Here is a 12,184-nt window from a genome sequence, read left to right on the forward strand (position 1 = left end):
AGAAAAAACTTCCTAATCCGATGGAGAGGCGTGGAACTCATGTTATGGATCATCCCAGCTATTATTCTCATGTTGATCGTCATTCTCTTATCTAAGGTCTATATTGAATGGCATTATACATATCAGCAAAAGCAGCAAGTAATTCATATGAAAATATGGTTATACCATGTACGGTTATTCAAAAAGGAAATAAATTTATCGGGTAAACAGGCGGACAATCTTTTGGATCACCTGAGTGTTGACAACTTTATAGATAAAATCAAAGAGCTGATACATGTCATCCAATCTTTTCGTTCGATCGTTCATTTGTTGCTAAGTAAAACGGATATACATGCGTTGACATGGACGACACATATCGGTACAGGAGATGCGGCTACAACCGGAATGGCCAGTGGCGCCTTATGGGGCGTCAAAGGTGTGTTAGGTGGTCTAATAATAGAGAAAGGGCGGCTGTGCAGCAAACCGGATATCAGAATCATACCGCACTATGAACGCAGATGTCTTCATTCGGATTTAGACTGTATGGTTTCCATTAGGGTAGGACAAGCTATACACGCGTTTCTTAAATTGATGATGTTGCTTTCCAATAAGGAAAAAGCATACATCTAATACGAAATCTGAGGAGGATTTATCATGGAAGAACATCCAATTCAAGGGTTAATGACAACAGCGATGGAAAATTTAAAGGACATGGTCGAAGTAAATACGATTATTGGAGATCCGGTAAGTTCCCCTGACGGTAGTGTCATTATCCCGGTATCAAAGGTAGGTTTTGGCTTTGCCGCCGGTGGGAGTGAGTTTAATTCAACCAGTAACCAGGAGCAATCTGATTCTGGTGAAGCAACATTACCGTTTGGTGGTGGTAGTGGTGGTGGTGTGTCGATCACACCGGTAGCATTTTTAATTGTAAGTGATCAAGGAATAAAAATGGTTCATCTGGATCAACACACACATATTTATGAAAAAATGCTTGATTTTGCCCCGCAAATTGTGGAGAAGGTGCAACAAATCATCAAAGAATCCGGGCAATCGAGTAAAACCAGCAAAGATACAGAAAAGAGACGCAGCTCCCGAAGCAGTCAAACCAATTATGATATTTAACAATTGCTGCTCAAGAAGACCACGATTGTTCACACAAAAGTGCCAAATCAGTGATGTGTAACATTGGACTATCGACATTTCCTGCTTCATAATGAAACAGAAGACAATTATAGAGGAGGAATGATTCATATGGCTAATGTTACATTCCAACAGGAACCAGTCACATTACTGGGACAAGAAATTAAAGTAGGCGATCAAGCACCGGATTTCACAGTATTGTCTAATGATTTAAAAGAGGTAACCCCGGCTGATTATAAAGGGAAAGTCAGATTAATTGCCTCTGTACCATCGATTGATACAGGTGTTTGTTCAGAAGAAACAAAACGATTTAATGAGGAAGCAGACAAAATTGATAATGTGCACGTTTTAACGATAAGCATGGACTTGCCTTTTGCACAGCAAAGATGGTGTGCAGCAAATGGGGTTAAGAATCTTGATACATTATCAGATCACCGCGATGCATCTTTCGGTGAAAATTATGGCGTTTTAATAAAAGAACTTCGTTTACTCGCAAGAGCCATTTTTGTTGTTGATGCCAACGATAAGGTTACTTATGTGGAGTATGTGGATGAAGTTACAAATCACCCCGACTATGAAGCGGCTTTATCAGCGGCGAAACAAGCTTAGGTAAGCTAAAAACAAGTCTCTCTCGATTTTTGGGGGAGACTTTTCACGCGCCAAGGTTTTCATCTTCAAGGATTGCCTACTTGACAAGCTTTTTAACGTAAAACTTCCAGACGATGACTTTACTTTGTACAAATGCCTATGTACTTTGATACAATAGAAACGCTTTTGGAGGATCGAATGGAGGATAACCAATGAATAAAACAGACGTTGAAAACTTATTTGAATGGGTTGACCATACAACTGAATTAATACAGCAACATCAAAATGAGACATATTTGGATAGCTTGGCTGTCACGATGGAGGCACTTTTTTATCAGGAAGCGCCTTTAGGAATGGATGATATTTTAGCACGGAAACTACAAAGTGCTTTAGCGGATAGCGATATCTCATCCTACGAGACAGAGACAATTCGTAAGGCTACCCAGTTAGCAATTTTAAAAGGGATGAAAGGCTCCACACAACAACAGCATTTAATGACCCCGGAAACAGTTTCCTTACTCGTTGGATATTTGGCAGGGAAAGTTACGCAAGGAAAAGATGCGTTCAGCCTGTTTGACCCTGCGAGTGGTACTGCAAATCTGATTACAACTGTCTTGGAACAATTAAAACAGGAAGTAACAGCTTTTGCCAGCGAGGTAGACCCTACATTAATTCAGTTATCCGTCTTAAATGCCAACCTGCAAAAGAAAAACATTGAGTTCTTCCATCAGGATAGTTTACGTCCTTTTTTACTCGATCCAGTAGATTTAGTCATCGCAGATCTTCCGGTTGGATATTATCCGGATGATGTTCGGGCTAATGATTTTGAATTAAAGGCGGATGAAGGACATGCATACGCACATCATTTATTTATTGAACAGAGTATGTATTATACAAAAGCAGGCGGTTATTTAATATTCGTTATACCGGACTTTTTATTTGATAGTGACCAATCGGATAAACTTCATCATTATCTTCAGGAATATGCACATATTATCGGTGTTTTACGTTTACCGGAAAGTGTGTTTAAATCAGAAAAAAACGTAAAAAGTATACTCGTTTTGCAAAAAAAAGGAGCAGATACGCATGCGCCAAAACAGCCATTGCTTGTTAATATGCCATCCTTTAAAAATACGAAGGCAATGTCAGATATTCTAGAACAAATGAATACATGGTTTGCTGCGTATAAAAGCAACGAGCTGTAATGGACATCATAAAGGAGTTGGGCAACAATGAGTAATGTATTAGCGATAAATGCGGGGAGTTCTTCACTGAAATTCCAATTATTTCAAATGCCGGAAGAACAGGTATTGGCAAAAGGAATGGTAGAACGTATTGGATTAGATAAGTCTGTGTTCAATATAGAATATGGTGACACAAAGAAAGAATATGTAGAGGATATTCCCAATCATGAAGTAGCAGTGCAAAAATTACTGGAATCTCTAACTGGCTCAGGGGTAATCAAATCCCTGGAGGAAATTAACGCGGTTGGGCATCGAGTGGTTCATGGTGGAGAAAGGTTTAGTGACTCTGTAAAAATCACCGATGAGGTTATTCGAATTATTGATGAAGTTTCCGAACTGGCTCCATTGCATAATCCTGCCAATTTAACAGGAATCAATGCTTTTAAACGTATTTTACCAGAAGTACCAATGGTGGCGGTTTTTGATACTGCTTTTCATCAAACGATGCCTGCATCATCCTATTTATACAGCTTACCATATGAATACTATGAGAATTATGGTATTCGGAAATATGGATTTCACGGTACATCTCACAAATATGTTTCAGAACGTGCAGCTGAGTTAATTGGTATACCAGTGGAGAACCTGCGATTAATTTCCTGTCATTTGGGTAACGGAGCAAGTGTTACAGCTATTCAAAATGGGAAATCATTGGATACATCGATGGGCTTTACACCATTAGCAGGTGTGACAATGGGGACAAGGTCAGGAAACTTAGACCCAGCGCTTATTCCATATATCATGGAAAAAACAGGTCAATCTGCTTTCGAAGTGGTAGAAGTCCTGAATAAAGAAAGTGGTATGCTTGCATTATCTGGTTTCTCGAGTGATTTAAGAGATATAGAACAATTAGCTGGAGAAGACGATCGGGCAGAACTTGCACTCGATGTGTTTGCTGGTAGGATTCATAAATATTTAGGCTCCTATGCAGCTAAAATGTCTGGTGTCGATGCTATTATATTCACAGCAGGTGTTGGCGAGAATAGTACAGTGATCAGAGAAAAAGTGCTTACAGGATTGGAATTTATGGGAATATACTGGGATCCAACTTTAAATAAAATACGCGGGAAAGAGCAATTCATTAATTATCCGCATTCACCAGTGAAAGTAATTGTAATTCCAACCGATGAAGAAGTGATGATTGCGAGAGATACAGTGAGATTAGCTTAAATCTTGAGGTGAAGGATACTGTGTCAATTCATAAACATAAACACCATATAAGATCAGTAAAATGCATGGTGCTCACTATCAGTGACACGCGATCTGAGGAAACGGATAAGAGCGGAAATTTAATCGTGAATGTATTAGAAGAAGCTGGACACGTAGTGAAGATAAAAAGAATTGTTAAAGATGATATTGATGTGATCCAAACAATGGTTGCTGAAGGCTGTGCAAACCCTGAAGTGGATGCGATTATCACAAATGGCGGCACAGGGATTGCTTATCGGGATGTAACGATTGAAGCAGTAAAAAGCATGCTGGATAAAGAAGTGCCAGGATTCGGTGAGATCTTTAGAATGCTAAGCTATCAAGAAGACATCGGCCCAGCTGCTATGCTTTCGAGGGCGATTGCTGGTGTGCGTCAACATACAGCAATCTTTTCAACACCAGGTTCCTCTGGAGCGGTAAAGCTTGCGATGGGTAAATTAATTATTCCGGAATTATCACATATTGTTAACGAATTAAAGAAAGATATAAATGCATGACAAAATAGCGCTTCCCTTGATAGGGAGCGCTATTTTATGTGACATAGAAATTAGCGTATCACGAGTACATCACATTTAGCGTACCTGGTAATACTTTCGGAAACACTGCCAATTAGAAAACGTTCTACTGCATTTCTGCCTGTTGCACCACAAATAATTAAATCCGCATTATAATCTTTCGCAATTTCTTTCGTAATTTTCACTTTCGGGGACCCATACTCTACACATCTGATTAAATCTGTTAAACCTGCTGATTTTGCATTTTCAATATAATCGTCAATCAGTTCTTTTGCGTAGTTTTCCGCGCGCTCAGCGAGTGTACGATCATAGGCTTCAGCAGTAGCAAATGTTCGGGAATCAACCACATGTGTAACGATTAGTCTTGCTTCATTACGTTTTGCGATTTCAACAGCTTTTTTGAAGGCGTGTTCGGCTTCTTCAGATCCATCAACAGCAACAATAATATTGTGATATTCCATTGATTATCTCCCCCTTTATTCAATATATACCCGTTTTATTCATAATGCAATCTGCTTATGTCTGAATTGGAAAAAATAACATGGCAATGGATTCTTTCAACTGGGAAACAATAATAAGGACGGAGGTGATAGCGTTGGATAAAAGGGAAAAGAAGAAGGACAAGAAAAAAGGACAGCTATTTGAAGATAATGATGGTGTTGCTGCCGTACAGAATCAATTAAATGAGAGTTATCAAAGTGGTGTTATCGAGGATCAATTACACAATAATAAAGCGATACACACGTTTAATAACAGAAAAAATTAATTAGGAATAATCCATCTTTTAAACGAAGGTGGATTATTTTTTTATTTTCTTTTTGAAATAAATGCTTTTTAATGGCAATTTTGATACAATTTAAAGTATGGTTAAGAATTTATTAGAAAACTTGGCTTATTGTCAAACCTTAGTTGGACTTTTACTGATGTCCTAAAAAGTTATACTTTCGTATCAGTATAAAAAATAATACATAAAACAGGGAGGGCTTATGAATGCAGATCGGAATTCCGAAAGAAATAAAGAATAACGAAAATCGTGTAGCTATGTCACCATCAGGAGTTTATACGTTAAAAACGGCAGGCCATGATATTTATGTCGAGACAGGGGCAGGCCTTGGGTCTAGTTTTACAGATGAGCAGTATAAAGAAGCTGGGGCAGTGATTACAGCAACTGCGAAAGAGGCATGGGCACAGGATATGGTGATGAAAGTGAAAGAGCCGTTACCTGAAGAATATGATTATTTTTACGAGGGACTTATTTTATTTGCGTATTTACATTTGGCAAATGATGAAGAAGTTACAAAAGCATTAATTGATAAGAAGGTAATTGGTGTAGCTTATGAGACAGTACAACTACCAAATAGAACATTGCCGCTGCTAACACCAATGAGTGAAGTGGCAGGTCGGATGGCAGTTCAAATCGGTGCACAATTTTTAGAAAAACCAAAAGGTGGAAAAGGGATTATTCTTTCGGGAATACCAGGTGTGAAACGAGGTAAAGTAACAATTATTGGTGGTGGCGGCGTTGGTACAAATGCAGCAAAAGTTGCGATTGGTTTAGGCGCTGATGTGACCGTACTTGATTTGAATCCAGAGCGATTACGTCAGCTCGATGATATTTTTGGCACCGCAATAAATACAGTTATTTCCAATCCGATGAATATTGAGAGCGCAGTGGCAGAAGCAGATCTCGTGATTGGTGCTGTATTGATACCTGGCGCAAAAGCACCGAAGTTGGTGACTGAAGAAATGGTGAAATCGATGTCTGAAGGATCTGTTGTCGTTGATGTAGCAATTGATCATGGTGGCATATTTGAAACGAGCGATCGTGTAACAACGCATGATAATCCTACATTTACGAAGCACGGGGTATTGCATTATTCTGTTGCTAATATGCCTGGAGCAGTTCCGCGTACAGCGACAATCGGGTTAACGAATGTAACGGTTCCATATGCATTACAAATTGCGAATAAAGGATATCAACAAGCGGCATTGGATAATGAGGCACTATTAAAAGGGATCAATACATTGGATGGCTATATAACATACCAAGCTGTTGCGGAAGCACATGGTTTAGCATATGAAGATGTGCAGATATTATTAAAATAAGCTGAAGGGAAGGAGAGCATAATGGATTTTGCTCTTCTTTTCTTTTTAACAGATAGGCAAGCAGTTTTCTAAATGTGAATTTTTCCGAGTGAATTGAGAACATTTTTATTAATAATTGAAACTTATCCCCAGTGAAAATCGTATTACTTAAAAATAAGCGTTTGTGATTGTCAATCAAAGTTTGAACAAACAGAAGGAGGATTATCCATGTTTAATTTTTTTAAGCGGATGAAGACGGTTGTTGGGTCTGAGTTGAATGCGATGTTAGATAAGGCGGAAGATCCGGTCAAGATGCTAGATCAGTTTATGCGTGAGATGGAAGAGGATATTAGGGATGCGGAAGGTGCGGTAGCAAAGCAGATCGCCAATGAAAAGATCCTGAAGCGAAAAGCGAATGATGCAGAAGCAATGGTAGTGAAAAGGCAGCAGCAGGCAGAAAAAGCAGTCGAAGCTGGAGACGATGATTTAGCGCGTCGTGCCCTGGAAGAGAAGACGGAAAATGAAAAACAAGCCGTATTACTTGATGAATCATGGGAAAGAGCGAAACATGATGCTGACGAAATAAAAGACAAACTGGAACAGATGAAAAAAGAATACAATCAAATGAAATTGAAGAAAGATGCTTTGAAAGCGCGGGCTGAAACTGCCAAAACAAGGACGAAAATGAACCGGACAATGTCCAATATTGGCGGGGACGATTCACGAAAAGGTTTCGAACGTATGGAAGAAAAGGTATTACAATTCGAGGCAGAGGCTGAAACGACGGAAGATCTAAGCCAATCCTCCCGCACATTGGATGAAGAATTTGAAAAGCTTGAAGGCAGTAATGTAGATAAAGAATTGGCTGCATTAAAGGCGAAAATGAAGAAAAAACAAGCATAAATTGATGAAAGAACGGGAAGAGAGTAAGTATACGCTCGAAATGTTTTTGAAATCAGTATAGTAAGGCCTATCCCTAAAGGTACGGCATAGGTCAAGTTTTCTAATAAGGAGAGGTTAAAAATGAAAGTATCTTATCATGGACATTCTGTTGTAAAGGTCGAGACAGATAAACATACGATATTAATTGACCCATTTATTTCCGGAAACGATGCATGTGATTTAGATGCTGATACAGTTAAAGCAGATGTTATTTTATTAACGCACGGTCATAATGACCATGTCGGAGATACGATGGAAATTGCCAAACGCAACGATGCATTGGTCGTTGCCCCAAATGAACTCGCTGTATATTTAGGTTTCAAAGGGTTAAAGACGCATCCCATGCATATCGGTGGCGCGCATGAATTTGAATTTGGGCGTGTGAAATTTACGCAGGCCTTCCATGGCTCATCCTATACAGAGGAAGATAATACAATTGTTTATACGGGCATGCCTGCGGGCATTTTGTTGACGATCGATGGAAAGACCATTTACCATGTCGGAGATACGGCATTATTCTCCGATTTGAAAATGATCGGGGATATGAATAGCATTGATTTAGCCTTTGTTCCCATTGGTGACAATTTTACGATGGGGCCAGAAGATGCTTTAATTGCGACCGATTGGATTCGTGCGAAAGTGGTTGTACCGGTCCATTACAATACATTTCCCGTGATTAAACAGGATCCCGAAGCTTTCGCCAAACAGGTTAAAATTGGTGAAGGTAAGGCAATGAAAATTGGGGAATCTTTAACTTTATAACTCAACTTTCGTACCAATAAAATACGTTCCAAGAGTAGATGAGTTAAACCTAGAAACTTTCTAATAATTCCCTTGAAAACCTTATAAAATAAAGGTTTTTCTTACACAAAAGAGATAAGCTTCGACATAAATTCTATCTATGTTAGATCTTAATGCTGACAATAAAACAAGTTTCTTAGGCGACCGCATCCCGTATACACTTCGCTTTCCGCGGGCGGCTGTTGAGCCTCCTTGTGCTAACGCACTGCGGGGTCTCACCGATGCCTTTTCTCCCGCAGGAGTCTTCGTATATACGGGCTGCTAAGCATAGCGTTTGCCAATAAAAGCGTGCGTTAGCTTGATGAAATGACAAAGTACCTTCCAGTAAATAGCATTACCAGTCCGGAGGAGAGAAGGGAGGTGACTCCTGCGGGAACAGCACGTGTCCGAAGACCCCCGAGAGTGGGTTTCTCGAGGTGGCTGAGGCCGTGCCCGCGGAAAGCATCCGCCCGGATCGACCCCGAGCGGTGGAATAGCACATCTCTTGGGAAATCAACATGCTCTTATGTCGCAGTTTATATAAGTGCGATAATAAAAAGCGACAAAATTAACGAAAAGGCTCTATCAAAAGTCAAGTTGAGCAGTGTATTACCATCTTTCCTAATTCTATCAAAGCCTATATGTTAATTTTACTCGGTGAAAATTGAGTTATAATCAATAGAGTAAAAAAAGGAACACGCGTGTAACTTCATGTTGCATGGTGTTCCTTTTCGTTATATAATGAATTTAGTGAAAACTATATAAAGAAATAGAAGGAGTGAATAAATGTTTTCCTCGCAAATTCTACTATTTTTTCTACTTGGTCTCCTATTAGGTTCCTTTTTTAATGTCGTTGGTTTACGGCTCCCACGAAGGCAAACCTTTACAAATGATCGATCACGATGTCCAACTTGCAAGCAAACACTTTCCTGGTATGAATTAATACCGGTGCTGTCATTTTTACTTCAGTCGGGAAAATGTCTTCACTGTAAAACACGGATTTCCAGTATGTATCCGATTATCGAATTGATTACTGCTTGCTTGTTTGCCTATAGTTTTGTTCGAATTGGTATTCAGTTGGAATTAATAATTGCGCTTCTACTTATTTCTATGTTAATGATGATCCTCGTTACAGACCTCATATATATGATCATACCCAACAATCTGTTGCTTTTTTTCTTTCCTATTTTAATAATCTTGCGTCTAATTGCGCCGCTGGATCCGTGGTGGTCAGCGCCTCTTGGCATGTTCATTGGCTTCTCGCTTATTTTGATGATTATCCTTATCAGCCGTGGTGGAATGGGAGCGGGGGATATGAAACTATTTGCCGTTTTAGGTGTTGCGCTGGGCATCGATAAAATTTTATTGACCCTTTTTCTTGCTAGCGTAATTGGATCTATCATTGGTTTGCTCCTGCTTCATTTAAAATGGATCAAACGCAAACAGCCACTACCATTTGGCCCGTATATTCTTCTTGCGACACTTTTAGCCTATTTCTATGGAGATCAAATGATCAACTGGTATTGGCATTTATTTTGAATCCAATGAAGGTAATCGTTCTCAAACCAGCCATTCTTTCATAGAATAATAGAAATAGGGGGTGATAAGATTGCGTCATTATGCAATTTTACGATTGTTATTAGCATCATTCTTTCTATATTTTGCCTGGCCGATGATCCCACAGGCAACAACACCAGTGGCAGCCACTTTTTGGGGAGTCTGGATATTATTTTTCTTATTAGTAGTGGGGGCGAATCTTGCGACACTCTTACAAATGACAAGGCCACCAGTTATGGAACAGGAGAGAAAAAGAAGGCGCCAAACCTATATTCATTGAGTTTATGCCGATTCAGCTGTATAATAGAGATGAAATAATGAACTAGTACAGTTGAAAGCTGGTGAACGTCAAATGACCAAGCATGAACAAATTATCCAACATATTATTTCTTTGAGCGTCGGTAGCAAGATATCTGTCAGACAGATTGCCAAGGATTTAAATATGAGCGATGGGACTGCTTACCGGGCAATTAAAGAAGCGGAAAATCAAGGAATTGTCAGTACGATTGAACGAGTGGGAACCGTCAGAATTGAACGCAAGCAAAAAGAAAACTTTGAAAAACTGACATTTGCTGAAGTCGTTAATATTATTGATGGACAAGTGCTGGGTGGCAGAGATGGTCTGCATAAATCGTTAAACAAATTTATTATTGGCGCCATGCAGCTTGACGCGATGATGCGCTATACAGAAGCTGGTTCATTACTGATCGTTGGTAATCGTATTAAGGCACATGAATTAGCATTAAATAAAGGCGCTGCGGTGTTAATTACTGGAGGATTTGACACCGAGGACCATATTAAACGGCTCGCAGATGAACAACAGTTGCCGATCATCTCAACCAGCTATGATTCGTTTACCGTCGCCTCGATGATAAACAGAGCAATATATGACCAATTAATTAAGAAAGATATCATCTTTGTTGCTGATATTTTTACGCCGTTTGAAGATATTTATTATTTGCATGCGAAGGATACGGTTCGGTCTTGGTATGAATTAAATGGAAAGTCCACCCATACTAGGTTTCCCGTGGTGGATGACAAAATGCGGGTTGTCGGTATGGCCACATCGAAGGATATCGTAAGCAAAGATAGTAATGTTCTGATTGAAAAGTTAATGAGCAAAGATCCTCAGGTTGTACAAATGAAAACATCACTGGCATATGTAGCACATATGATGGTATGGGAAGGAATAGAAGTCGTTCCCGTAGTTGGACAGGCAAATGTACTGAAAGGGATTATTTCCCGGCAGGATGTTTTAAAAGCATTACAGCAAATTCAAAGGCAGCCACAGGTCGGGGAGACAATCGAAGATGTTGTTTCGAGTAATATAAGGGCAAGTGATACAGACGAAACTGTTTTTCACGCGAAGGTTATCCCGCAAATGACAAATCAATTGGGTACACTGTCCAATGGTGTATTTACAACACTGATTACTTCTGCAAGCAGCAGGTTACTACGCCATTTTAAAAAAGGTGAATTCGTTGTTGAAAATCTTACTGTATATTTTATCAAACCTGTACAGATAGATAGCAAATTAACGATTAAGCCGAAACTTCTTGAAATCGGGCGGATGTATGCCAAAATTGATGTGGAAGTATTTAATGAGCGGAAAATTGTTGGTAAGGGATTAATCATGGCACAACTGATCAATCGATAATCAGGGCAGGCGATGTTGTTATATAAAGAAAAGCTGACGTTCTTCTGCGTCAGCTTTTACTTCGAAACTATGGGTTTAGTCGTTTCCATTCCTTGCGATAATGTCTTACTTGTTTAAAACCGACGTACATTTGCATGCCACCAAAGATTAAAAATATAATCCCAATAAAAAGTGATAGTCTGGTTAAATAAAATATGTATTGATTGATACCAAAGAAAAACACAAAGCTTCCGAGGCATAGACGGGATTTAGCGTTATAATACGCTTGTGTGAGCGCATCTCTTGTTTTTAATATGGCAACTTTATAATATACATAAAGTACAAGGGAAAGTACAATAATGATTGGAAATATAAATAAGAAATCCATACCATCTCTCCTCACTCAAAATGTTGAAAATCACATCATATAGTGTAACTTGTTTTCGGTGTTTTAGCTAGTAAAACAAGTGAAGACAGGAGAGATCGACCATATAAAAGATAGGGGTAAA

The 12,184-nt window shown here is 39.2% G+C and carries 15 protein-coding genes; 13 read left to right on the plus strand and 2 right to left on the minus strand.

The features are described 5' to 3' along the window. The first annotated feature begins 39 nt into the window (after positions 1 to 39). The 6 genes from JOC34_RS00275 (at position 40) to JOC34_RS00300 (ending at position 4,657) form a co-directional block, all read left to right on the plus strand. Positions 40 to 609 carry a DUF2953 domain-containing protein gene (locus JOC34_RS00275; protein WP_205134713.1) on the plus strand — a complete coding sequence of 190 codons (570 nt, stop codon included), beginning with the start codon at positions 40 to 42 and terminating at the stop codon, positions 607 to 609. Positions 610 to 633: 24 nt separating this feature from the next. Beyond that, a complete protein-coding gene (ytfJ, locus tag JOC34_RS00280; RefSeq protein WP_205134714.1) occupies positions 634 to 1,101 on the plus strand; it encodes a GerW family sporulation protein in 468 nt (155 codons plus the stop codon). A 129-nt stretch (positions 1,102 to 1,230) separates the two neighbouring features. Then, positions 1,231 to 1,728, plus strand: a complete 498-nt coding sequence (tpx, locus tag JOC34_RS00285) for a thiol peroxidase (RefSeq protein ID WP_205134715.1) — start codon at positions 1,231 to 1,233, stop codon at positions 1,726 to 1,728. 191 nt (positions 1,729 to 1,919) lie between these two features. Continuing rightward, positions 1,920 to 2,912 carry a class I SAM-dependent methyltransferase gene (locus tag JOC34_RS00290; protein WP_205134716.1) on the plus strand — a complete coding sequence of 331 codons (993 nt, stop codon included), beginning with the start codon at positions 1,920 to 1,922 and terminating at the stop codon, positions 2,910 to 2,912. A gap of 27 nt (positions 2,913 to 2,939) precedes the next feature. After that, the gene (locus JOC34_RS00295) at positions 2,940 to 4,121 is read left to right on the plus strand and encodes an acetate kinase (RefSeq protein ID WP_205134717.1); all 1,182 of its coding nucleotides are present in this window, start codon (positions 2,940 to 2,942) and stop codon (positions 4,119 to 4,121) included. Between the two features lie 20 nt (positions 4,122 to 4,141). After that, positions 4,142 to 4,657, plus strand: a complete 516-nt coding sequence (locus JOC34_RS00300; RefSeq protein WP_420856084.1) for a MogA/MoaB family molybdenum cofactor biosynthesis protein — start codon at positions 4,142 to 4,144, stop codon at positions 4,655 to 4,657. Positions 4,658 to 4,707: 50 nt separating this feature from the next. Here JOC34_RS00300 and JOC34_RS00305 read toward each other — a convergent pair whose 3' ends face one another. After that, the gene (locus JOC34_RS00305) at positions 4,708 to 5,136 is read right to left on the minus strand and encodes a universal stress protein (protein WP_205134718.1); all 429 of its coding nucleotides are present in this window, start codon (positions 5,134 to 5,136) and stop codon (positions 4,708 to 4,710) included. Positions 5,137 to 5,270: 134 nt separating this feature from the next. Between JOC34_RS00305 and JOC34_RS00310 the strand changes: the two genes are divergently transcribed. From JOC34_RS00310 to JOC34_RS00340, 7 genes are all read left to right on the plus strand, one after another. After that, positions 5,271 to 5,441 carry a hypothetical protein gene (locus JOC34_RS00310; RefSeq protein WP_205134719.1) on the plus strand — a complete coding sequence of 57 codons (171 nt, stop codon included), beginning with the start codon at positions 5,271 to 5,273 and terminating at the stop codon, positions 5,439 to 5,441. Between the two features lie 224 nt (positions 5,442 to 5,665). Further along, positions 5,666 to 6,781: an alanine dehydrogenase gene (ald, locus tag JOC34_RS00315; protein WP_205134720.1), complete on the plus strand. Its 1,116-nt coding sequence runs from the start codon at positions 5,666 to 5,668 to the stop codon at positions 6,779 to 6,781. Positions 6,782 to 6,988: 207 nt separating this feature from the next. Next, complete coding sequence (locus tag JOC34_RS00320) at positions 6,989 to 7,663, plus strand: PspA/IM30 family protein (RefSeq protein WP_205134721.1); 675 nt, start codon at positions 6,989 to 6,991, stop codon at positions 7,661 to 7,663. Positions 7,664 to 7,783: 120 nt separating this feature from the next. Next, the gene (locus JOC34_RS00325; protein ID WP_205134722.1) at positions 7,784 to 8,464 is read left to right on the plus strand and encodes a metal-dependent hydrolase; all 681 of its coding nucleotides are present in this window, start codon (positions 7,784 to 7,786) and stop codon (positions 8,462 to 8,464) included. A gap of 804 nt (positions 8,465 to 9,268) precedes the next feature. Next, positions 9,269 to 10,021, plus strand: a complete 753-nt coding sequence (locus JOC34_RS00330; RefSeq protein ID WP_205134723.1) for a prepilin peptidase — start codon at positions 9,269 to 9,271, stop codon at positions 10,019 to 10,021. Between the two features lie 61 nt (positions 10,022 to 10,082). After that, positions 10,083 to 10,319 (plus strand): hypothetical protein, encoded by a 237-nt coding sequence (locus JOC34_RS00335; protein ID WP_338062624.1) that lies wholly within the window; start codon positions 10,083 to 10,085, stop codon positions 10,317 to 10,319. A gap of 72 nt (positions 10,320 to 10,391) precedes the next feature. Next, positions 10,392 to 11,696, plus strand: a complete 1,305-nt coding sequence (locus JOC34_RS00340) for a DRTGG domain-containing protein (RefSeq protein ID WP_205134725.1) — start codon at positions 10,392 to 10,394, stop codon at positions 11,694 to 11,696. A gap of 67 nt (positions 11,697 to 11,763) precedes the next feature. Here the strand turns inward: JOC34_RS00340 and JOC34_RS00345 are convergent, their stop codons facing one another. Then, positions 11,764 to 12,063: a YtpI family protein gene (locus JOC34_RS00345; protein ID WP_205134726.1), complete on the minus strand. Its 300-nt coding sequence runs from the start codon at positions 12,061 to 12,063 to the stop codon at positions 11,764 to 11,766. Positions 12,064 to 12,184 lie beyond the last annotated feature (121 nt).

It is taken from the genome of Virgibacillus halotolerans (genome assembly GCF_016908515.1).
GTDB lineage: Bacteria > Bacillota > Bacilli > Bacillales > Amphibacillaceae > Virgibacillus_M > Virgibacillus_M halotolerans.

What these genes read in the sequence shown, in the direction of transcription:
- JOC34_RS00275 (WP_205134713.1), top strand. Translation starts at nt 40, where the DNA reads ATGTTATGGATCATCCCAGCTATTATTCTCATGTTGATCGTCATTCTC.
- ytfJ (WP_205134714.1), top strand. Translation starts at nt 634, where the DNA reads ATGGAAGAACATCCAATTCAAGGGTTAATGACAACAGCGATGGAAAAT.
- tpx (WP_205134715.1), top strand. Translation starts at nt 1,231, where the DNA reads ATGGCTAATGTTACATTCCAACAGGAACCAGTCACATTACTGGGACAA.
- JOC34_RS00290 (WP_205134716.1), top strand. Translation starts at nt 1,920, where the DNA reads ATGAATAAAACAGACGTTGAAAACTTATTTGAATGGGTTGACCATACA.
- JOC34_RS00295 (WP_205134717.1), top strand. Translation starts at nt 2,940, where the DNA reads ATGAGTAATGTATTAGCGATAAATGCGGGGAGTTCTTCACTGAAATTC.
- JOC34_RS00305 (WP_205134718.1), bottom strand. Translation starts at nt 5,136, where the DNA reads ATGGAATATCACAATATTATTGTTGCTGTTGATGGATCTGAAGAAGCC.
- ald (WP_205134720.1), top strand. Translation starts at nt 5,666, where the DNA reads ATGCAGATCGGAATTCCGAAAGAAATAAAGAATAACGAAAATCGTGTA.
- JOC34_RS00320 (WP_205134721.1), top strand. Translation starts at nt 6,989, where the DNA reads ATGTTTAATTTTTTTAAGCGGATGAAGACGGTTGTTGGGTCTGAGTTG.
- JOC34_RS00325 (WP_205134722.1), top strand. Translation starts at nt 7,784, where the DNA reads ATGAAAGTATCTTATCATGGACATTCTGTTGTAAAGGTCGAGACAGAT.
- JOC34_RS00330 (WP_205134723.1), top strand. Translation starts at nt 9,269, where the DNA reads ATGTTTTCCTCGCAAATTCTACTATTTTTTCTACTTGGTCTCCTATTA.
- JOC34_RS00340 (WP_205134725.1), top strand. Translation starts at nt 10,392, where the DNA reads ATGACCAAGCATGAACAAATTATCCAACATATTATTTCTTTGAGCGTC.
- JOC34_RS00345 (WP_205134726.1), bottom strand. Translation starts at nt 12,063, where the DNA reads ATGGATTTCTTATTTATATTTCCAATCATTATTGTACTTTCCCTTGTA.